The organism is Capnocytophaga ochracea DSM 7271 (assembly GCF_000023285.1).
Lineage (GTDB): Bacteria > Bacteroidota > Bacteroidia > Flavobacteriales > Flavobacteriaceae > Capnocytophaga > Capnocytophaga ochracea.
On record NC_013162.1, the window covers coordinates 289,879 to 311,309 of the forward strand.

General features: G+C 40.9%; 17 protein-coding genes. 2 read left to right on the top strand and 15 right to left on the bottom strand.

Going from position 1 to position 21,431, the window contains the following annotated elements; translation table 11 throughout:
* Positions 1-37 precede the first annotated feature (37 nt).
* The 6 genes from COCH_RS01135 to COCH_RS01160 form a co-directional block, all read right to left on the bottom strand.
* Positions 38-1,204 (bottom strand): MFS transporter, encoded by a 1,167-nt coding sequence (locus COCH_RS01135; protein ID WP_012796985.1) that lies wholly within the window; start codon positions 1,202-1,204, stop codon positions 38-40.
* Between the two features lie 67 nt (positions 1,205-1,271).
* Positions 1,272-3,488, bottom strand: a complete 2,217-nt coding sequence (locus COCH_RS01140) for a GH32 C-terminal domain-containing protein (RefSeq protein WP_012796986.1) — start codon at positions 3,486-3,488, stop codon at positions 1,272-1,274.
* 350 nt (positions 3,489-3,838) lie between these two features.
* On the bottom strand, positions 3,839-5,296 hold the full coding sequence (locus COCH_RS01145) for a glycoside hydrolase family 32 protein (RefSeq protein ID WP_012796987.1): 1,458 nt from the start codon (positions 5,294-5,296) through the stop codon (positions 3,839-3,841).
* Between the two features lie 121 nt (positions 5,297-5,417).
* The gene (locus COCH_RS01150) at positions 5,418-6,797 is read right to left on the bottom strand and encodes a DUF4960 domain-containing protein (RefSeq protein WP_041546611.1); all 1,380 of its coding nucleotides are present in this window, start codon (positions 6,795-6,797) and stop codon (positions 5,418-5,420) included.
* Positions 6,784-8,454, bottom strand: a complete 1,671-nt coding sequence (locus tag COCH_RS01155; RefSeq protein ID WP_012796989.1) for a RagB/SusD family nutrient uptake outer membrane protein — start codon at positions 8,452-8,454, stop codon at positions 6,784-6,786. Before COCH_RS01155 ends, COCH_RS01150 begins: the two co-directional genes overlap by 14 nt.
* 37 nt (positions 8,455-8,491) lie before the next feature.
* On the bottom strand, positions 8,492-11,635 hold the full coding sequence (locus tag COCH_RS01160; RefSeq protein WP_012796990.1) for a SusC/RagA family TonB-linked outer membrane protein: 3,144 nt from the start codon (positions 11,633-11,635) through the stop codon (positions 8,492-8,494).
* 933 nt (positions 11,636-12,568) lie between these two features.
* Between COCH_RS01160 and COCH_RS01165 the strand changes: the two genes are divergently transcribed.
* Together COCH_RS01165 and COCH_RS01170 are read left to right on the top strand one after the other, a co-directional pair.
* A complete protein-coding gene (locus COCH_RS01165) occupies positions 12,569-13,651 on the top strand; it encodes a bifunctional 3-deoxy-7-phosphoheptulonate synthase/chorismate mutase type II (protein WP_012796991.1) in 1,083 nt (360 codons plus the stop codon).
* Between the two features lie 90 nt (positions 13,652-13,741).
* Positions 13,742-15,100, top strand: coding sequence for a suppressor of fused domain protein (locus COCH_RS01170; RefSeq protein ID WP_041546886.1), 1,359 nt, complete (start codon positions 13,742-13,744; stop codon positions 15,098-15,100).
* A 35-nt stretch (positions 15,101-15,135) separates the two neighbouring features.
* On the opposite strand, the gene COCH_RS01175 is transcribed toward COCH_RS01170, so the two are convergent.
* From COCH_RS01175 to COCH_RS01215, 9 genes are read right to left on the bottom strand one after another with little or no spacing between them, the layout of a single operon-like run.
* On the bottom strand, positions 15,136-15,687 hold the full coding sequence (locus COCH_RS01175) for an RNA polymerase sigma factor (RefSeq protein ID WP_012796993.1): 552 nt from the start codon (positions 15,685-15,687) through the stop codon (positions 15,136-15,138).
* Positions 15,687-15,881 carry a hypothetical protein gene (locus COCH_RS01180; protein WP_012796994.1) on the bottom strand — a complete coding sequence of 65 codons (195 nt, stop codon included), beginning with the start codon at positions 15,879-15,881 and terminating at the stop codon, positions 15,687-15,689. The genes COCH_RS01175 and COCH_RS01180 overlap by 1 nt, the downstream gene beginning before the upstream one ends.
* Positions 15,882-15,907: 26 nt before the next feature.
* On the bottom strand, positions 15,908-16,624 hold the full coding sequence (gene bshB1, locus COCH_RS01185) for a bacillithiol biosynthesis deacetylase BshB1 (protein WP_012796995.1): 717 nt from the start codon (positions 16,622-16,624) through the stop codon (positions 15,908-15,910).
* Between the two features lie 4 nt (positions 16,625-16,628).
* Positions 16,629-17,549 carry a VirK/YbjX family protein gene (locus COCH_RS01190; protein ID WP_012796996.1) on the bottom strand — a complete coding sequence of 307 codons (921 nt, stop codon included), beginning with the start codon at positions 17,547-17,549 and terminating at the stop codon, positions 16,629-16,631.
* On the bottom strand, positions 17,549-18,316 hold the full coding sequence (locus COCH_RS01195; RefSeq protein WP_012796997.1) for a polysaccharide deacetylase family protein: 768 nt from the start codon (positions 18,314-18,316) through the stop codon (positions 17,549-17,551). Before COCH_RS01195 ends, COCH_RS01190 begins: the two co-directional genes overlap by 1 nt.
* A gap of 11 nt (positions 18,317-18,327) precedes the next feature.
* Complete coding sequence (gene uraH, locus COCH_RS01200) at positions 18,328-18,732, bottom strand: hydroxyisourate hydrolase (protein WP_012796998.1); 405 nt, start codon at positions 18,730-18,732, stop codon at positions 18,328-18,330.
* 16 nt (positions 18,733-18,748) lie between these two features.
* Entirely contained in the window at positions 18,749-19,675 is a 927-nt protein-coding gene (locus COCH_RS01205) for a glycosyltransferase family 2 protein (RefSeq protein ID WP_012796999.1), read from the bottom strand.
* Positions 19,641-20,816: a glycosyltransferase family 87 protein gene (locus tag COCH_RS01210; protein ID WP_012797000.1), complete on the bottom strand. Its 1,176-nt coding sequence runs from the start codon at positions 20,814-20,816 to the stop codon at positions 19,641-19,643. Before COCH_RS01210 ends, COCH_RS01205 begins: the two co-directional genes overlap by 35 nt.
* An 11-nt stretch (positions 20,817-20,827) precedes the next feature.
* Positions 20,828-21,382, bottom strand: a complete 555-nt coding sequence (locus tag COCH_RS01215; protein WP_041546613.1) for a glutathione peroxidase — start codon at positions 21,380-21,382, stop codon at positions 20,828-20,830.
* Positions 21,383-21,431 lie beyond the last annotated feature (49 nt).

A 21,431-nucleotide genomic window follows, 5' to 3' on the forward strand; every position in this document is an offset into this window, starting at 1 on the left:
TAATCCAACTTATACAATTTGTAGGGCTCTCTAACGACTAACTATTAGCATTTGCTTTGAGTCGGGTGCTCATTAGCAATAGGTATAATACTCCTATGCTGAGGACAATAAGGGCTCCTATCTGTGAACCGTTCATCGCATCGGAGGCTAAGCCCATTGCAAAAGGGAAGACAGTACCGCCAAAGAGTCCCATAATCATCAAACCTGACACTTCGTTTTTCTTAGTAGGGTTCTGCAAGAGGGCTTGCGAGAAGATGATTGAGAATACATTGGAATTGCCAAAACCTACCAAAGCAATAGCAGTGTAGAGCATTGTCTTATCACTGAAAAAGAACAGTATCGCCATTGAGGCTACCATACAAAGCACACTAAGGGTAAAGAAATTCTTAGGTGATACTTTGGTGAGAATATAAGCTCCTGACAAACATCCTATGGTACGGAACAAGAAATACCAGCTGGTAGCAAAAGAGGCTTGGGTAGTGGTAAGCCCTAAACGTTCCATAAAGATTGTAGGTGCTGAGGCATTAACTCCTACGTCTATCCCTACGTGGCACATAATGCCAATAAAACACAAGAGCACATAAGGGTTAGCAAGCAGTGCAAAACACTCGGCAAAGGTGGCGTTTTTACTGTCGTTTTTCTCTTCTTCAATATGGGTAGCTCCAAGCCACAAGAGGGATACTACCGAAATAGCTACAAAGAGCAGGAAGAAAAGTCGCCAATCATTAAATTTATCAAAGCAGAAACTCATTAGCAAGGGGGCAGAAAACGAGGCTATTGCCTTGATAAACTGACCAAAAGTGAGTGAACTCGCGAGTTTGTCGCCTTTTACTATGGCTGACATTAGAGGGTTTAGCGATACTTGCATCAGTGTGTTACCAATACCAAGCAAGGAGAAAGCTACCAGCATAGTGGTATAGTTGTAGCTGATAAAAGGCACTACCATTGCTAAGATGGTAATCACTAAGCTGAGGAGTACGGTTTTACGACGACCTATTTTGCTCATCAGTACGCCTGTGGGCACTGAGAAAAGCAGAAACCAAAAGAATACCATTGCAGGGAGCGCTTTGGCGGTGGTTTCGGTCAAGCTAAAATCGTCTTTTACAAAGTTAGAGGCGGCGCCTACAAGGTCTACGAAGCCCATACAGAAGAATGATAGAAGTACGGGCAATAAATATTTTAGATAGTTATTATTCTGTTGCATACTATGAATATATTATTAGTCTCACGCACTCCCCTCTCCTTGTGAGAGGGGCAGAGGGAGAGGATTATTATTTCAATTTATAGACAGTTACATTGTTAAGAGTGAGGGTACCTTTGCTGGTATTGAAGCGGAGGGTATTGTACACTTCGCTAGGAAATACCGCATTGGTTTGTACTACTTCGCCGTTGTTCACAAAGAGTTCGGTAGAAGATTTGTCTACCAATAAGCGTACGGTATAGCTTTTCTTAGCTACCATTGGTGCTTTGATAAGCGTTTCGGCGAAGTTGGCATTGAAGGCTACACTGCTCTTACTGCGGTCTACCGATAGAGTTTTATTAGCGCCATCAAATAGGTATTTGATAGTTTCACCTTTGGCGTTCTCAAGGGCAAAGCTAAAGCTATCGGTTTCGTTAGGGGTTACCGTGAAAGTGAGTTCATAAGCGCCTTGATTATTGGGCAAGAAGTTTTCGAACGTTATAGCATCAGAGGTGTTGGTACGTGTTTTATCACCTAAAAGCACTGCTTCACGACGCAAGCTCTCCAACTCTTTTACGGGCTCACTGGCTACTACCAAGTGCTCGCCATTATGCACCAAACGCAAAACGCGGGCAACGGTCATCGCGCTACGGAAATTTTGAGTAGGGGTTTCATTGGCGTAATCCCAGTTGCTCATCCAGCCTATGAAGAGACGGCGACCATCGGTAGCGGGGACATTACTCCACGTTACACCTGCATAATTATCACGTCCGTAGTCTAACCAAAGCGGATAGCTCATAGTATCGGGGGTGAAGGTTTTGCCATCGAAATTACCGATAAAGTACTGAGTAGCACTTCCGCCGTTAGGTCCTCCTGGGTTGATACTCACGAAGAGCACCCATTTGGTTTTTCCTTCATAAGTAAGCGGGAAGAGATCAGGGCATTCCCACACACCGCCGTGTCCGCCTAAGCCTTCGCCAAACTCACTGAGGCGTGTCCATTCTTTGAGGTTCTTAGAACCATAGAAGGTAATGGTTTGGGTAGTGGCAAGGCTCATCACCCATTGTTTAGAGGGTGCGTGCCAGAATACTTTCGGGTCGCGGAAGTCGATGATATTGGCATCAGTGAGTACGGGGTTTCCTTCGTATTTGGTGAAGGTTTTTCCGCCATCGAGGCTATAAGCAATAGATTGGGTTTGGCGTTCGCCTGCTGAGGTGAAAATAGCCACCATAGCTCCTTTGCCAAAGCCGGCTGTGTTCTCGTGGTCAATCACAGCACTGCCTGAGAAAATCGCTCCTAACTTATCGGGGACTAATACATAAGGCTTGTATTCCCAATTCACCAAGTCTTTGGAAACGGTGTGCCCCCAGTGCATATTGCCCCAGCGCGCTCCGTAAGGGTTGTATTGATAGAAGAGGTGGAATACTCCGTCGAGGTATACCATTCCGTTAGGGTCGTTCATCCAGCCATATTGAGGGGTGAAGTGGTATAGCGGACGGTATTTTTCGTTGTAGTTGAAGTTATATTCAGCCGACTGTTTGATTTCGGCTAATCCCATATCGGTAGTTTTGGCTACTGCGAAAGTAAGGGTTACTTTCTTGCCTTTGTACGCCTCGATAGCGATAGGCATCCAGTAGTCTATTTTGTTTTGGGCGATGCGTATCGTCATTGGCTCGCCTACAAGAGTCCCGTCTACCGAGAGTTGAACTTTGTTTTCAACTGCTTGGTCTTCGATAGGGATGAGCAGGTACTTGTCTTTGGCTTCAAAGGTACGGGTGTAATCAGTCATAAAAACGCTTTTTTGTTTGTTGCCTTGTTCGATTTGGTCGATGAGGATATGCCCCCATCCGCCACGTTGGTTATCGACAATGCGGATAGTAGCTTTCTTGTTTTTATAGGGTTTTACGTCCCAAGTGAGCCATTGTAGGGTTTCGGTCTCGAATAGAGAGCGCGTTTGTAGCACACTTTTCCCCTCGACTAAAAGCTCGATATAGGTATCAGGGTGCGTACCTCCTCCTATGAGGAAGTTGATGTAATCACGCTTGATAGTAAACTCTTTTGACGTAAGCGTTCCTCGAGAGTCGTCGCCGTTGTTGAAGCTGTTGGCGAGGAATTTGCCTTCAAAGTCTATTACGGGCTGCTGACCGGTATAGCTACCGGTGGCGGGAGTCGCGCCAAAGGCGTCGCCTTCTACCGTCCAATTGGCATAAGTGCCCGACTCGAAGTCCTCGATAATGAGGTTATCGGTGTTTTGCTGGCAGGCAGTGAGCGTTAAGACTCCTAATCCTGCTATTAGTTTGTTATTCATATACTTTTTTATATCTCTTTTAATCAAAAGATGGTACAAATATACATTATTTTTATTTGAATTAGCAAATAAGTAAACTAATTCCTCATCTTCATTCCCTCTCACTAAGGAGAGGGAGGAAGCTGAGACTTATAAAGTAATGAAAGTATCTGTTTTTGAGGTAAAAGATAAGATGTTTATACCCGTCCTTCGCCTTAGGTTCGCTTTAGCTTTGCCTTAGACTCATCTTTTGTTCGTCTTTCCTTCGTCTTTTGTTCGTCTTTCCTTCGTCTTTCCTTCGTCCTTTGTTCGTCTTTCCTTCATCTTAGGTTCACTCTTCCTCTTTTTACCTTTTATCTTTTACCTTTTACCTAAAAAGTAAAGTTTGCTGTTCCGTTAGCAAAGATACCCCAAGGGTTTTGGTTCATCTTATAGCAACGGATAGAAAGGGCTACTACATCGTTCACATAGATTGCGGCTGCCGAGCCTTCTTGCACTATTTTCACGGTGTATTCCTTGTTGGCGTTCACGGGAAGTTTTATGCTATTAATGGTAGCAGTGCCTCCGTCTCTAATCACACGGTTGAGTTGTAACTCTCCTTTGTTGAGATTAATCGTTACGCGGTAGGTTTCATAAAGGTTACCACAAGCGCCAAACATCACCCCAAACTCTGTGGCGGTATTGGCTTTGATTTTGGCAACTATTTTGTTGAACCCAGTGCCAAGGCGGTCGAACACACGAGTATTATTATCTAACGAAATGCTACCCAAAGAAGCAGATACCGCTTGTTTGCTATCGAACGCGGTAGGCATTTTTACGTTGAGGGTACCATCGCTGTTTTGAGTGAGCTCGTGAACAGCCAAAGAACCTCCCCAGTGATAAGCGGAATTATCTTCGTAGTTGATACGCGAAGGATTCCACCCCCATATATAGCGGTGAGTGCCGTCGGTAGCGGTTTTTCCAGCATAGAACACACGGTCATCTAAGTCTTGTTGTGCAGGGGTAATCCAATTCTTGTCACCTACACGACGGTATCTGTATTGCACACGGCGCACGCTTTCTTCGATGTTAGAGAATATTAAATACTGATAGTTTCCTTGTGTAAACACATCGGGACACTCTACCATAAAAGCACTAGGGTCAGTATAGAAGAAGGGAGTGTTCGGGTCTTTTGTCCAGTTCTTAAGGTCGGTAGAAGTGAATTGTGCTACGACACCTTTCCATACACCGCTTCCTATATCGGCACGGGTGCTGACGAGCATCTTATAGGCATTTCCTTCTTTAAATACAATAGGGTCGCGGAACTCATTGGCATCGTACTTATCAGGAGCACGGAAGGAGTGTTGTGTATCCTTTGTCCACGTTTTCAAATCGGTAGAGGTAGCCCAATAGATGATTTCTTTGGGGTCTAAATCGCCGTTGTGCCCCGTATAAAAGGCGTAATAGGTATTGCCATCTTTGAATACTGAACCTGTACCGAGGGCATCTTCGTGCGAACCGTCGGCACCACAAGCAATTGCTTCACCATTATCAGTATAATTAACCAAATCAGTAGTGGTAGCACTATACCAAGGGTGGAAGGTTGCAGGTGCTGGACGTTGGTCGTAGAGATAGAAGATATGGAACTTACCGTTGTCATAGAACGGCATAGGGTCTCCTACCCAAGCGTTCTTGGGCTGGAAGAAATGCTTATAAGTACGACCATAATCTTGTACGGCATAACAAGTAGAAGCATCGGGAGCCGCATTAGGGTCGTTACTACAATATTCTTTTTTTTCACAAGCTATTAAAGCGGTAGCACAAAGTGCCAATGTAAGTGTCTTTTTCATTGTTTATTAATTTAATTTTAACCTCTTTTTAATTATTTAACCTCCTCCTATTCTCCCTTAAAAAGGGGGAAGAAAGGACGGTTACACATATACGTATGAAAAGAGGTATTTTATGTTTCTATTAATTCGCTAAATATTCTAAGGCGTTGGCAGTGAGCAATTCGATATTGCCCTTATAAGCATTGGCAGGTGAATTGTTTTCGTTATACCAGTCGTAAGCTTCACTACCTATACAGATAGTGCGACCTGCATTGCCTCGTTTGAGGTATTCAAAGATGACAGCGCGATTGCTCATCGTTACGTCCCAATGCAAACTCGCTAATATTTTAGAGCCTGCAGCAGTTTGCCAACCTGCAGCATTATGTTCATAATCTCCCCAATCGAAGTTCCAAATAGCATTATGTCCTTTTGTATTTGTTCCTTTAGAAAGAAAGAAGGATATATAATCAACCCCCGACTTTTTAGTCAATCCTTTAAACAATGGGTGGTTTTCATTGCCTTTGTAGCAAAGTGACCAATCTTCACCTACTGTAAATGGAACGTTATTTTCACCCCACATATTGTTTACTACCTTGCCGTCTAAGGCGATACCTAAATCGACTACGTATTGTACTGCCCAAGAAGACAATAAGAACGAGCCACCAGCAGCATAGAATTGTTTCATCTTATTCACAACAGCATCTGCTTTGGCTTCAGCTGGCAACTCTTTGTTGTTATCCCAATGCCACCAAATCACTTTGTAGTCGTTGAGATTAACTTTGCCGTCCTTGATGTCGCTAAACGAAATGTATTTAGCAGTGTCGTAATTTTCGGTAAGCCAAGTGTAAGCCGCTTTCTCGTCTTCATCAGCTATAGCAGAAGCACTGTTAGCTGTACCTACAAAGGCAATAGGTGCAAAGTTAGTAGGGATAATCTCTACGCTATACACAAAGTTTTTCCCACGATAACTCATAGTATAAGTAACGCTTTGGGTAAAGTTTTGGGTAACTCCCGAAGCAGGGCTCACAGTAGCATTAGGTGTTGTGCTGAAGGTGGGGGTAAGCGCAGTAAGGCTTTCACCCTTAGGGTATTTCACGCTTATCTTACCCGTACTGTGGTCAATCGTAGCTTTGTATTTGCCAATAGCAAAATTCTCTAACTGTGGATATTGAGCGGTAACAGTGTAATCCCAATAGAGGTTACCATTAAAAATGCGGTATTTGGCACCTTTGCTCAAATCGACATTCGTTCCTGCAGTAGGCACTGAGGTAGCTCCCTCGGGCAATGAGAGGGAAGTGGTCATTTTGGTAAGATCGGTATTCCAAGGAGCATACACCGTGATAGTTTGTTTCTCCTCGTCTATAATCCCATCGATACCATCGGCTTGAAAGACATTAATTTTTGCCTCTTTGTCGTTAATAAGTTCGCCTTCGTGCTTTTCGTCACAGCTGAGTAAGCCGAGCAAAGCTACTACACTGAGGGCGAGTTTGTGTACTATTGTTTTCATATTAGAATCCTGCATTTTGTTTGTAAATACCTTTTACATACCCTATTTGGTTTTGTGGAATAGGGATATACTCATTTTTATTTTTAGTGAAATAAGCACTGCTGAATATCGCTGGACGACGTGTTTTCTCTTTAGTGAAATAGTCGTTGAGTACTTGGTCGGCGATACCCCAGCGTACAAGGTCGAAGAAACGAGAGCCTTCCATAGCAAACTCTAAACGGCGTTCCCAACGGAGTGCTTTGCGTGCGTTTTCTTGATTCCAAGTGATGTTTACTCCATCTTGGTACAAGGCTATATCGGTGTTTGTGGCATAACCGATAAGCGAAGTACTTTGTTTAGCACGTTGGCGCACTTGGTTGATAAGTGCAAGGGCTTCGTTGCTACGGTTGAGCTCGATAAGAGCTTCGGCACGCATTAGAAGTACATCGGCGTAACGGATAAGAATACGATTCTTAGAGTTACCGCGGAAAGGGTTGATATTGCGGAAGCAAGAGCAAGAAGGGTCTACATTTTCTTTGAGTGATGCATAGAAGCCATACACATTGCTATTGCGGTTCCAGTCGTTCTTGTAAATCAACTCGGTGTTGTACTTATAAGGCAAGCCAGGTAAGGCAACAGTGTGGAACAAACGAGGGTCGGCTTTATCACTAGCAGCGTTGTAATCGTTGTTGTTGAAGTTATCAAAATCAGGTAAGCCATTCACTGTTTTGAAGGCGTTTACCAAATTCTGACTTGGTTTATGAAAATCACAACACCCTAACTTCTGTGGAGTAGAGAGCTGATCACCCCAGTTGAGACGTCCGTACTGGGTACCATCGTCCACTGAGTATTGTACCGCAAAGAGAGATTCTTTACCATTTTCATAACCACCGGGGAGGAAGTTAAACGCAAAGTCATCTTCCAAACCATAAGAAGAACCTAATGCAAAACTTGTATAAGTAAGTACCTCTTGCAAATCTTGGCTATTGATACCTGTTACACTATTGTTTTCTGATTGGCGATACGCTTTGTACAAATAGGCTTTAGCTAAATAAGCTGCTGCTGCATATTTATCAGCTCTACCTTTTTGAGGTTGGGTATTAGGCAATAAGTCGTAAGCTTTTTTGAAATCGGCTACTATTTTTTGCCATTGTTCATCATTAGGCAAAGTGTTAGGGGTGGTTTCGTAAGCACTATCAGGTGTATTCTCATCTACAAAAGGAATATGCCCAAAGATAGTCTTCAACACGAAATAGAAATGACCTCGTAAGAAATACATTTCGCCCATACGCGATTGACGATTTACTACTTCAGCATCGGAAGCCTGTTGCAAGGCTTTCAGAGCAGTATTGGTACGCGAAATAGCCATATAACACATAAACCAAAAGCGGTCAGCTTCACCAAAAGTAGGGTCGATATTCTGAGCGATTTCATAGAAATGGAAATGCTGGATATCGCTCACGTCTTGTCCGCCTTTATAAGCGTCATCGGCACGTACGTTACCGTAAATCCAAAGACTAAAAGGTACATCGTAGTGGTCGTTACCCAAAGACGAATAAGCAGTAGTTACCAACTCATCGGCTTTAGAGATAGCTTCTTTCTCGGTCATAATCCCTTGTGGATTATCGTCTAAGAAGTTGCAACCTGTAAGTAGAGTTGCAAATATTGTGGTGGTATATATTATCTTTTTCATTTTATTATTATTTATCAGACGTCAGACTATTGATAATTTAAAAGCTAGCATTCAATCCCATAGTGAATGTTATTGGGATAGGATAACCATAATTAGGGTTTTCAGGGTCTTTACCTGTAAACGATTTGCTCTTGATAGTAAAGAGATTCTGACCGCTTACATACAAGCGCAACTTGCTGAGCTTAATTCTTTCGGATACTTCTTTAGGTAAAGTATAGCCTAACTGTACGTTACGAAGTTTTAGGTAAGAGCCATTCTCTACATAGTAAGTAGACATACGCCCTTCGTTATTATCATCGGTATAAGCTACACTTGGAATATCGGAACTAGGATTGGTAACGGGGTCGAAAGCATCGAGCAAACGGCGTCCTTTATTGGAGTAGGTATCCACCACACTCCAAAAGTCAGTATGTTTTTTCACATCGTTGATAATATCGACATTCTGTACGCCTTGCAAGAAGAGGGTAAAATCGAAGTTTTTGTACTCTAAGTTGAGATTGAGACCGTAGATAAAATCAGGGTAAGGAGTCCCTATCCAAGTGCGGTCGTCTTCGTTTACTACTCCATCGTTATTCAAATCGCGGTAGCGGATACGACCAATACCTTTACCGTTTTGTATAGGGTGCTGATCGAGTTCTTCTTGGGTTTTGAAGATACCATCAGCTACATAACCGTAATAAGATTGATAAGGACGACCTAAGATATTATCCCATTTACCATTTCCGCCGTAAGCATTGACTACAGATTCTGGTAATTCAGTAACTTTATTTTTATTGGTTGAAACGTTGGCATTGATATCGTATTTGAGTCCGCCTTTGGTCTCGTTACGATAACCTACTGATACTTCCCAACCTTTGTTTTCCATACCAGCACCATTTACCCATTGGGTAGCACCTTCACCCTTGATACCTGCATAAGGAGGTTCTACCAAGATGTCTTTGGTCTTTTTGATATAGTATTCTACCGAACCGTAGAGATTGTTATTAAAGAAACCGAAGTCTAACCCGAAGTTGGTTTGTGTGGTAGTTTCCCATTTGAGATCTTTGTTACCGAGACGACTGCGACGGAAACCAGAAGCTAACTGACCAGAGCCTTTTCCTTCGATATCGTAAGAGGTATTCCAAATACCTGTTCCAGACCAAATATAGTCGCCTGTTACCCCATAGTAAGGATCGTAAATATCGTAAATAGAGTAGTTACCGATTTCTTGGTTACCGTTTTGCCCCCAACCGAAGCGCAATTTGATTTCAGAAACGGTATTGCGAATATTCTCCATAAAGGCTTCTTGAGAAAGACGCCAACCCAAGTTGAAAGCAGGGAAAGTACCCCAGCGGTTCTCTTTGGCAAAGCGAGAAGAACCATCGTGACGAAGAGTAGCTGAAGCGAGGTATTTGTTATCAAAAGCATAGTTGATTTTTCCGAAGAAAGAAAGCAACTTATAACCGGTAGCTCCACCACCTCCTGTAATACCTCCTGTAGCGAGATTAGGCCACATATATTCAGGAGTTTCTAAGGCAAGAGTAGTACCTTTTACAGAGAAGTTTATATCATCTTGTGAGAACATTTCCATACCTGCTAAGGTTTCAAATCGACTCTTACCAAGCTCGAAGTCGTAGGTAGCTGTATTTGCCCAGTTCCATTTCGTCCAGTGAGATTGTTCGAGTTGAGAGAAGGTTTTTTCTTTGCCTTCTTCCATAAAACCGGAAATATACGAATGATTGAGTGTACGTTTATAGAAATTACCGTAATCTACCCCAAAGTTAGAACGGATATTGAGCTTATCAATAGGTTTAATGTTTACAAAAGCATTCCCGAACATACGCCAGTAGTTATAACGATTATTCTTATTGTCGTTTACTAAGCGAGCAGGGTTCTGACGGTCGGGCAACCCATTTACAGGACCTCCCCAATGTTTACCGTCTTGAGTGCGTACCGGAATGAAAGGTACAGCTATCATTGCTGCTTCGGTAATTTGGTAAGGTTGCTCTACCTCGCTGGTACGGTTTACAGTGAAGTTTTCACCTATGGTTACTACATCGCCAAAGAGTTTGTAATCGGTATTGATACGCGCAGAGAGGCGAGAGAAATCGGTATTCTTTACCAAACCATCGTTGTTGTAATAGCCTAACGAAAGGAAGTAGTTACCTTTTTCAGTACCATTGGTAACCGAAAGGTTATAAGATTCAGTTACCCCCATACGAGTGATTTCCTTGAACCAATCGGTATTAGAAGGGAGCATAGGGCTTCCTGACTTATCGAAATACTGACGTGGATAATACAAATTATTAAGGGTGCTGTGACCATTGGCATCGGTAGTATAATCGTAGTGAATACCTAAAGCGTTTTGGTTAGGGTCGTTACCACGGTTTACGGCTGCTTTCCAAAGCACTTGTGCATACTCATTAGCATTGAGCATCTTCATACGAGAGTGAAACATCGAAACGGTAGTATAATGGTCGAAATCTACCTTTAACACTCCGTTTCTACCTTTTTTGGTAGTAATAACGATGACCCCATTGGCAGCACGTGACCCGTAGATACTTGCTGCCGAAGCGTCACGCAACACTTGTATACTCTCGATATCGTTAGAGTTCAGCTCGTGCATACCGCCCTGAGTAGGTACTCCATCGATGATATAAAGAGGGTCGTTGTTATTAAGTGTACCGATACCGCGAATGCGAATGGTAGCTTTACCAGCAGGACCCCCATTATCGGTTACTTGCATACCTGCTACACGACCTTGGAGGGCTTTCATAGGGTTGTTTTCGGCAGTAGACATCATCTCGTTTACCTTTACTACTGATACTGCACCGGTAAGGTCGGTTTTACGTTCAGTACGATACCCTACAGAAACGGTAACTCCTTCGAGAGTAGTCACCTCTTCTTCTAAACTTACGTTTATTTCCTTGCGTCCTTTCACGGCTACGGTTTGGGATTTGTAGCCTATATAAGAAAAGACCAAACTATCGGTGGCTACAACGGGTTGAAGGGTATAATTCCCGTCGAAATCAGTAGAAGCACCTACTGTTTTGTGCTTTACCACCACACTTACACCCATCATAGGGCTGTTGTCGGATTTTGCTTTCACCACTCCTTTTACTTGTTGGGCGAAAAGAGCACCCGAACAGTTGCAGAGCAAAAGCGATAGTAAAATGCGCTTGTTTATCTTTCTACTCATCATATTGGTATTTGTTTTTTAACAATTGGTTTTATTTTCTTCGCATTGATGAAAATACGATGTTTTTTCGGAGGCAAAGGTAAGGCAAAAGAAAGTATAGCACTATCAAAAATCGGTCAAACACTATCAAAATTGTGGCTAATTTTTGATAATGAAGAAAAATGTATAAAATTTAATTGTCTAACTATTAAACATTTAAATATTTTTGATAGCAGATGAGCAAAAAGTGATAGGAGGAAATTTCTATTATTTTCGTTTATGTATTTAAAAATTATAGTAATCTTAAAGAAAATAATTAATGAACAAAGAGAAGCTACCCTCTTTATCCCCTCTCGCTGAGAAGAAACTACAACGACGCTAATACAAACAAAGGGTGGTATTATAGTGGCTCTACAGTGGCTCTACAGTGGCTCTACAGTGGCTCTACAGTGGCTCTACAGTGGCTCTACAGTGGCTCTACAGTGGCTCTACAGTGGCTCTACAGTGGCTCTACAGTGGCTCTACAGTGGCTCTACAACGAATAAAAGACGAACAATGAACGAAGGAATAACGAACCTAAGGCAAAGGAAAGTTGAAGCTAAGGCAGAGATAAAAAGAAGGTTATTAGTGAATTTCAACTTTGCCAAAGGTGCGAGCCGCACGAGCAGATGGTGTGAGCCACACGGGCGGGTAGAAAAATTAGCAAATTAGCGAATTTGGGAATTAGTAAATGAGAGTGCGAGTGGCACGGGCAAATCAAGAATGAACGAAGGTAAGAAAAAACTAAGGTAAAGGTAAGTGATTATAAAGATAATTGCTAAAGATTTAAAAATGGGTATATTTTACTTTTTTGCTGATTTATCAGTTGATAATGTAGAGTTTTTTGGTTTTTCATTACTTATTCTTTAGTTTTTTGTATCTTTGCCCTCTGACAACTAAAAGAATAAGACCCATAGAATGGAAATAACCAAAGAAAATAGACAGTGGCTTGATGACTTACACCTTAACCACCCCGTAGTAATTGCTGGACCTTGCAGTGCTGAGACTGAAGAACAAGTACTGAAAATAGCACATAGCCTAAAAGATACTGATGTATCTTTCTTCCGTGCAGGTATTTGGAAACCTCGTACCCGCCCAGGTATGTTTGAAGGTGTAGGAGCGTTAGGTCTCAAATGGCTACAACGGGTAAAAGAAGAAACGGGACTCAAAACGGCTACCGAAGTAGCCAATAAAGACCACGTGAAGCTTGCCTTGGAGCACGATATTGATATGTTGTGGATAGGAGCGCGCTCTACTGTGAGTCCGTTTATTATTCAAGAAATAGCCGATGAGTTAGAAGGCACTGATAAGATTATCTTGGTAAAAAATCCTGTAAACCCCGATCTTCCGTTATGGATAGGAGCTTTGGAACGATTACAACGCGCAGGCATCAGAAAATTGGGGGTGATACATCGCGGATTTTCTACTTACGAAAAGACCAAATACCGCAATATTCCTGAATGGCAATTGGTAATTGAACTGCAAAACAAGTTCCCTGACTTGCCACTTATTTGCGACCCTTCGCATATCACCGGCAAACGCGATATGATTTTTGATGTATCGCAAACGGCTCTCGACTTAAACTTCGATGGCTTGATGATTGAAACGCACTGTACCCCTGATGCTGCGTGGAGCGATGCAGCACAACAGATTACCCCTGAACGCCTCATACAAATAATGAAGGATTTGCGCATTCGCGAGGCTTCGGTATCTGAGGAAGACTATGTGAGTAAGTTAAGTAATTTGCGTTCGCGCATTGATATACTGGACAATAAATTATTGGATTTACTGAAAAGACGTATGGAGGTAGCCGATGAGATTGGAATGCTGAAAAAAGCGAACAATGTAGCGATTTTACAAAACCAACGTTGGCACGAAATTCTTGGCAAAATGATATCAGAAGGCGAACAACGCAACCTAAGTGAGGATTTAGTGATTCAGGTATTTAAGGCAATTCACCAGGAGTCTATCAATAGACAGGAGAGAGTGGTTAAGAGTTAAAAAAGAAAAACGAAAAAATATAGAATGATATTTGCTTTTAAATAGAAAAGTCGTACATTTGTTGCGAAAAACTAATTGTATAAAATGACTATGGAAAAAACTGTCAAACGTTTTTTAGACGTAATACTTGAACAAGCAACTCCTCTTATTGCAAGTCTCAACAAAGGCGTTTCGGATACCCAAATAGCGGTATTTGAGGCGGAAATGGGTATTACTTTGCCTTCTGAGGTGAGAAAGCTATACCAGACTTTCAACGGGCAAAAAGAAGGCGAAAACGATATATTCTTCTTAAATGGGTTGCGTTTTATTCCCTTAGAAGAAATCAAACGCACCCAAGAACACTGGCTTGAGCAATTGGAGAGTGTGCCTAATTGGCAGTCACTCCGCTTTGATGAAGAAGAGGCAATTGATATGTGCTGGGACAAGGTAGTGAAAAACCAATTTTATAATCCTAAATGGATTCCGTTCCTCTCCAATGGGGCGCGCTTTATGTTCATAGACCTCGATCCCGATGAAGAAGGCGTGATAGGTCAGATAGGAGAAATAGATTTGGTGTTGGACTCTATAGAAGCCTCTTTTATGGATTTGTACCACGACTCTATGGAAGATTGGCTCGAATTCCTTACTGATGATATCGAAAAGGGAATCGTGTACTACGACAACGAGATGCACTCGCTCATTGAAGCCGTTTCTTATGATGAAGAAAACGATTTGCCTAATATCTTTGCCCCTACCCCCGATTATATATCGGAAGGAGGCTCTAACGTCTATAACTATTCCGAAAAAGATAGAAGCGATTTTGTATTGCCCGACCGTACTTGTGTGTATATGGACGAAATTTGCGACCATTTCGAAAAATATATCGGCAAAATAGACAGCGTTTTCCACGAAATCCTCTCAGAATACGTGCATATAGATGTACATTGGATCAAACCTACCCCCGAAACCCCTTACCACGTGCTTTTTACTACCGGTATGAGCGACTACCCGATGTATTTGCCCGAAGGCTTAGATGACCCGAACGATTATAGCCACGCCGAGTTAATGGTCTATCTCCCCGTCGATTGGCCTATCAGCGATGAGGCTTTTAAAGACGACGATAACTATTGGCCTATCTACTTTCTTAAAATGATATCACGTTTTCCTCATCAGTACAAAACGTGGATGGCAGAAGGGCACACTATCCCCAATGGTCCCGATGCCGAGCCTATTGCTAATACCGATTTCGGTTGTATACTGCTAATGCCCCCTTACTTATCGGCTCCACAGGACTTCTTAAAGTTACACACCAAAGACGGTACAATTATCAATTTCTATTGTATTTTGCCTATTTATCCAGAAGAAATGGATTTAAAATTAGAAGAAGGTGTTGACGAGCTTCTCAGTCTTTTTGATGAATACCAAATCTCCGAAGTTATAGATATTCACCGCAAGAACGTAGCTTTATAAAACAAGTATAAAAAAACAGATGAAACATAAAGGTCTCATCTGTTTTTCTTTAATATCTCTGCTAGTATCTTCTTAGCTCTTAGCAGGGTAATCTTCACACTGCTCATCGTTGATTGCATTTCTTCGGCAATCTCTTTATAGCTTTTTTCGTGCAGATAGCGCAGTTGTATTGCCGTTCGGTAAGGCTCTTTCATTTGTTTTATACTCTTTAGCAAATAATCAAACTGCTGTTCCATAATGAGGCTATCCTCTATGATAGGAGTCTCATCTATGAGCGTTTTAGATTGTTTTTCCTCTCGGTCTAAGTGCAATAGCGACTCATTTTGCTTTCTCAGGTTATCTATGTGAATATTTTTGGAAATAGTGAAGAGCCAAGTGCGGAATGAGTATTGTTCATCGTAAGTATGGAGCTTGTCGAAAGCCTTAGCAAATGTTTGTATGCTAATATCCTCTGCCTCTACCTCATTATTTACACGCTTGAGCTGAAAGTTGTACACATCAGTCCAAAACTCGTCTAGCAACCAGCTAAAAGCTCGTTGTTTACCTGCTTTTGCAGCGACTATATTTTCAGCAAGTGCCTCTGCCATTATTTGTTGTTTCTACACTCTTGTTCATCGGGCAAACGACCGCAGAAACTGCAAGGCTCTCCTTCAGGATTTAGATGTGGATTTTGGCTCGCACAAGTACCGGCAAACTTACCGTCTTTCTTGCCCCAAATCTTAATTGCCATACCTACTACACACAATAGCAATATGCCAATGGTTAATAATATCAATTTCATTATCTTTACATTTTATTAATTATCTCTTATCTGAGAGAAAAAAGGCTCTCTACGGCGGGAACTCTCTCACAAGTAAAACCTTCCGCAAAATCTGTACCAATTAGCCTGCCCCAGTCGCGTGCTCTGTAAGTAACGCTGTCTAAAAAATTCCTGTCCGAAATAGGAGTGGTAGGTTCATTACTATTGCTGTCGTAAAACTGAGAGCTGTACGCCAATACGGCATTCACTTTGGCTTCCATAAATCCTGTGATATCTACCACAAAATCAGGGACTGTATTCTTCCACTGAATGTAGTGATACACTACTTTAGGACGCCAAGCCATTTGTGCTACACCATCGAGAGTACTTTCAATACGTCGTAAACCGCTGAGAAAACAAGCGTCACTCACTAGTTTGCTACCTTTGCCGTGGTCGATATGGCGGTCGTCTATAGCATTGCAAAGCACTATTTCGGGCTGATATTGACGTATTTTCTTGATAATCTCCATTTGGTGAGCTTCATCATTTACAAAAAAGCCATCACGGAATTTTAAATTCTCGCGTACTATTGCTCCTAATAGCTCTTTGGCTTTAGTTGCCTCTTGATGGCGTATTTCGGCACTGCCACGCGTACCTAATTCGCCTTGTGTTAAGTCGATAATGCCTACCGTCCTGCCTAAGCTAATCTCTTTGGCAATGGTGCCTGCAGCCCCTAATTCTACATCATCGGGGTGCGCCCCAAAAGCTAATATATCTAATTTCATCTTGTTATTTGTTAATTGTCTCTTTTATTTCTGTTGCAATTTTGTTTAACATCTCATACCTATAGCGGTAGAGCGACCTCTTGCTCGATTTGATTTCTTCCATTGGTTTGCAGTGCATTTCAATAGGGAGCTTGAACCACCCATCTTTATCGGGAATGCCATCGGCTTCTTTCCACAGCGTGTCATAACTAAAAGAGAGTTTGTGCAACCATTCTATATGGATAAAGTGTTTTTTGTTATGTGCCTGAATTTTACTGCCTACCCCATACAAAGCAGTGCAGCCTAATTGCCTGCTAAGTTCCTGAATGATAAATATCATCAGGGCTTTAGGACGAAGAGCATACATTTGTTTTTGTAATTCCTTGATAGCATTCTCGGTTTCGGCACTTTTATTACCTTGCACACAGCCTATACGACATACCCATCCCTCATTTTCTTTGTCAATCACAAAAGAAGCTTCACAGATAGCCTCCTGATAACTATCACAATGCAACGAGACCACTAATTCTCCCTCTTTGCGGAAACGTTCATTGTATCCGAGGTATATTTGTCCCTTTTCGCCGTTGTATTTCATTGTGAACTCAGCCAATTTGATAGGCTTTTCTTCTTGGATAACACGCGTCAAAAAAGGCTGTTGCTTGATAAAAGCATAACAACTCAGCAAGGCTTTAGTTCGTTCTTTCTTGCCCCATTTGGTAGACATATACACCCTAAAAGGCTTAAAATAAATACGAGGACGGTGTGAAAGCACCCATTTATACTCTTCTGATTGTATCAAGCTGAACCATTTTTTAGCAAATGGGATATTTAACAAGGTGTGGAAGAGTATCTTGTTCTTTTGTTTTTTGATGTATTTAGGATTTTCGTTGGCAAAACTATGTTCTGTCAAAGCTAAAGCATCGTGTAGTAGTTTTCTTGTCGTCATTAATTCTCGATTGTTAATTGTTTATAGAGGCTCGTTTTCCAGCCTTTTTTATCAATATATTGCAACAACTGCTCGAAGCGTGCTATCATCTGCTCACCACTGTTACGCATTACATAAGCAGGAAAATTAAATTCTTTTTGGTGTAAATTTGTAAATTCCCAAGGATGGAAGTACAAAGTAGCATAGCCTGTAGAAGCTACACATCTATTCAGCAAAAACTTATAAATCCACAAAGGAAAATTATGAAATGATAACCAAAATAGAGGAATTCTAAACCAACTTACCGCTGTAGGGATTTGCCATAAGCCATTTTCTTTGAAAAAACGCTTTGGTACGTGTAATTTGTTGTATCTTCCTGGTAAAAAAGTAGGATTTACCGATGAATTGTATTGATAACCGGCTTTTTTTACCTCCTCAGCACTTACTTCAAGCATTCTCGGCATACGCAATCCCTCAATAGTTACCCCAAATTGTTGTTCTAAAGCTTCTTTAGAACTTTTGAGGTGTGCATTTTCAAATTCGGAATGATAATAAGTGTGTGAGGCTAATTCGTGCCCTTCGCTGAGAAGTCGCTCTATAAGGTCGGGGACTTGCTGGGCAAAGACTACTGTTGAAAAGAAAGTAGCCTTGGCGTTGTGTTTTTTGAGCAGATCTAATATAGCGGTAAGCCCCTCACGTGAAATGGCTATTTGTCGCTCGAAAGCAATGTCGTAGCCGTATTCCTTGGGCATATCAAACTCTTCTATGTCGAAACTTAAATAAATCATTTTTATAGTTATTAGTTTCCTCTGTAAGTAGAATAACCATATGGAGATAATGTAATCGGGATGTGATAATGTTGATTATCTTTTATCTCAAAAACTACTTCTATAAAGGGATAAAATGTTTTTTGTTTCAACTTTTCAAAATAAGGAGTAATATAAAAAGTGAGTTTATAAACCCCATTATTATTTTTATTAGATTCTTCTTTCAAAAAATCTTTAATTCTCCCATTGTTATCTGTGTATTTCTCATCTATCAATACCCAGTTTTGATTTTTATCTTGCTTAGATAGAGCTATCTTTACATTTGGAGCAGGTTTGCCTTGTGAAATATCTAAAATATGACTTGATAATTGATATTTCTCTTGTGCTTGGATAAATGTGTTAAAAAGTATTAGCAATATTAGAATTGGATTTCTCATTTTTATATGTTTTTATTTACAATTTTTCTTCTTGAATAATATAACAAGGTCGGTCTTTAGTTTGTTTAAAGATTTTTCCTATGTAAATACCTATGATACCTAAAATGATGAGTTGTAACCCGCCAAAGAAAACAATCGTCATAATCAGTGAAGCCCAGCCCGATATTTCAGTACCACTTGCAAAGGCGTATATCACGTAAGGAATGTACAATAGTGATAGGGCAGAAAATACAAAGCCTAAAAATACAGCGAAATATAAGGGTTTGATGCTGAAAGCAGTAACACCTGTAATTGCTAATTGTAGCATCTTCTTAACCGTGTATTTACTTTCACCTGCAAAACGAGAAGCTGCAGTGTAAGGGATATAAGTTTGGCGAAATCCTACCCAAGGTACGATGCCTCGCAAGAAAGGTTCATTTTCTCTCATCGAGCGAATGACCTCTACCACTGATTGGTCTAAGAGTCTAAAATCAGCTGAACCTTCTTTGATTTCTATATCCGAAAGCAGATTGAGAAGTTTGTAAAACTGTTGAGAGCTTTTTTGTTTCTCTTTAGGGGTATCCGCGGGATAGGTACGCAAAGTTGCGACTACTTGATAGCCTTCTTCCCATTTGGCAATGAGTTCGGGTAAAAGGGCAGGAGGGTGTTGCAAATCGCAATCCATAGAGATAACAGCATCAGCAAACGAGTGGTCTAATCCTGCTTTTACTGCTAATTGATGACCAAAGTTACGCGAAAACGATAGATATTTCACGCGCACATCACTTTCAACTAAAGATTTGAGCACCTCAAGAGAATTATCGCTGCTGCCGTCGTTCACAAAAAGCAAAGTATAGCTATAATCAGAGAGTTTTTCAGTAAAGACACTCTTTATAGCCTCATATAACGGACGTATATTTTCACTTTCGTTATAACACGGTACTATTATTTCTATTGTTTTCATCTTTTTTATCTCTTACCTGAATAAATAACATTTCATACACTATTGCAAGCCAAACCAAGGTTACAGGTACAGCTCTTAGTGAATATCGGATAATGTAAGGTTCTTTCAGTGGTTTGAATAAATCAGTAGGGGAGAGTGAGCCTAACATAGCCAATACCAATAAGGTTATTTTGAGTTTAGGATGGAGCTCACTTACCATAAACCATATCCCAATTCCCACATAAGCTATTACATAAGTGCTATTTTCAGTGCCTGTACTAAACAAACATAGGAAAATACTCACTGAAGCTAATAATAGCAATCTAAAATTGAGATTTTTGTACTGCTGAATGCGCAAATAAGGCAGAGCAAACAGCCCTAATCCAATGAGAATGACTATACTGTTGTTGTTATAAATCCCTGTGCGTTGCAAAAAGCCTAAAAGTGATAGGTTTTGCAGGTTGTAAGTGGTGGTATTTAGGTTGGATACATTCTTTTCAGCCAAAGAAGCATACCAATCAAAATACTGAGAAACTACATAATCGGGTGAAGAGTAGAGCATTGGCAAACAAAATAAAGCGATGAGCCAAAATAATCCTGACCAAATAAATCGCCATTTGTCCTTAGCAAAGAAGAAAAATGCTAAGCCTACAATGCCGTAGATTTTGGTGAGTGTGCCTATTACAATGAGCAAGGTTGCCCAATGACTCTGCCTGCGTTCTATAAACACAAAAGCACCTACTAATAGTGCTATCACGCTGATATTAAACTGTTGCATAGCTGCCGCAGTATACAAATCGTGTGCAGCAATAAGCAGTATGGCAATGATCGCTTTTTTAGAGAGAGGCAATTGCCTAATTGCCCAATACAAGAAAGCTGTATTTGCTATTATCCACAAAGTACAACCTATCCACTTGGGTAACAAGGCAAAAGGAGCTATAACTGCACTGAAAAAGATACCGTAATGATTTGTATCGAAATACTCATCGGGGTAAGGAAGGTAGAGGGGCAATTGCTTGAGAGTATGCCAAAACACCCCATCAAAAATTAGGTAGTTGTTGAACTTGCATGCTATCCACACGTTCTGCACCACAGTTGCCAGCGCAAGAGCAAACCATAGTATTGTTATAAAGCGGTAATTTTCAAATAGTTTTTTTAGCATTGTTATCAGTGTTATTTTTCAATCCATTGTATTACTTCATCACTGGATGGTAAAGTTTTAGGGTCGATTACCTTTTCTAACTTGCCATCTCTGCCAATGAGGTATTTTTGAAAATTCCATTTTACTTTAGAATCTTCTACTCCGTTCTTTGATTTTTGTGTAAGAAACTGATATAGAGGGTGCATATTCTTTCCTTTTACCGATATTTTGCTCATCATCGGGAATGTTACTCCATAGTTGATACTGCAAAATGAAGCAATTTGTTCATTACTACCAGGTTCTTGCCCTAAGAAATTATTAGCGGGGAATCCTATAATGACAAAATCTTTGTCTTTATACTGCTTATAGAGGGCTTCAAGCTCTTTGTATTGGGGAGTGAGACCGCATTTTGACGCAGTATTAACAATCATTACTTTCTTGCCTTTGAGGTCGGCAAGGACAAAGGGTTTGCCATTGATATCTTCTACAGTAAACTGATAAATAGTTTGATTATCAGCGTTGTTTTGAGCTTGTAGATTTTCCATAGTGAGGGTGAATAAAGTGATAATAAAAATGAAGTATTTCATAGAAAAATTAAAATTTGTGGCAAAGTTACGTAAAAGGTTTGATTTATTA

Bases quoted from the DNA above. Each gene is read 5' to 3' on its own strand.
- COCH_RS01175 (WP_012796993.1), bottom strand. From the start codon at position 15,687: ATGGCAGAGGCACTTGCTGAAAATATAGTCGCTGCAAAAGCAGGTAAA.
- COCH_RS01205 (WP_012796999.1), bottom strand. From the start codon at position 19,675: ATGAAAACAATAGAAATAATAGTACCGTGTTATAACGAAAGTGAAAAT.
- COCH_RS01190 (WP_012796996.1), bottom strand. From the start codon at position 17,549: ATGACGACAAGAAAACTACTACACGATGCTTTAGCTTTGACAGAACAT.
- COCH_RS01150 (WP_041546611.1), bottom strand. From the start codon at position 6,797: ATGCAGGATTCTAATATGAAAACAATAGTACACAAACTCGCCCTCAGT.
- COCH_RS01135 (WP_012796985.1), bottom strand. From the start codon at position 1,204: ATGCAACAGAATAATAACTATCTAAAATATTTATTGCCCGTACTTCTA.
- COCH_RS01140 (WP_012796986.1), bottom strand. From the start codon at position 3,488: ATGAATAACAAACTAATAGCAGGATTAGGAGTCTTAACGCTCACTGCC.
- COCH_RS01195 (WP_012796997.1), bottom strand. From the start codon at position 18,316: ATGATTTATTTAAGTTTCGACATAGAAGAGTTTGATATGCCCAAGGAA.
- COCH_RS01215 (WP_041546613.1), bottom strand. From the start codon at position 21,382: ATGAAATACTTCATTTTTATTATCACTTTATTCACCCTCACTATGGAA.
- uraH (WP_012796998.1), bottom strand. From the start codon at position 18,732: ATGAGAAATCCAATTCTAATATTGCTAATACTTTTTAACACATTTATC.
- COCH_RS01180 (WP_012796994.1), bottom strand. From the start codon at position 15,881: ATGAAATTGATATTATTAACCATTGGCATATTGCTATTGTGTGTAGTA.
- COCH_RS01155 (WP_012796989.1), bottom strand. From the start codon at position 8,454: ATGAAAAAGATAATATATACCACCACAATATTTGCAACTCTACTTACA.
- COCH_RS01165 (WP_012796991.1), top strand. From the start codon at position 12,569: ATGGAAATAACCAAAGAAAATAGACAGTGGCTTGATGACTTACACCTT.
- bshB1 (WP_012796995.1), bottom strand. From the start codon at position 16,624: ATGAAATTAGATATATTAGCTTTTGGGGCGCACCCCGATGATGTAGAA.
- COCH_RS01145 (WP_012796987.1), bottom strand. From the start codon at position 5,296: ATGAAAAAGACACTTACATTGGCACTTTGTGCTACCGCTTTAATAGCT.
- COCH_RS01170 (WP_041546886.1), top strand. From the start codon at position 13,742: ATGGAAAAAACTGTCAAACGTTTTTTAGACGTAATACTTGAACAAGCA.
- COCH_RS01210 (WP_012797000.1), bottom strand. From the start codon at position 20,816: ATGCTAAAAAAACTATTTGAAAATTACCGCTTTATAACAATACTATGG.
- COCH_RS01160 (WP_012796990.1), bottom strand. From the start codon at position 11,635: ATGATGAGTAGAAAGATAAACAAGCGCATTTTACTATCGCTTTTGCTC.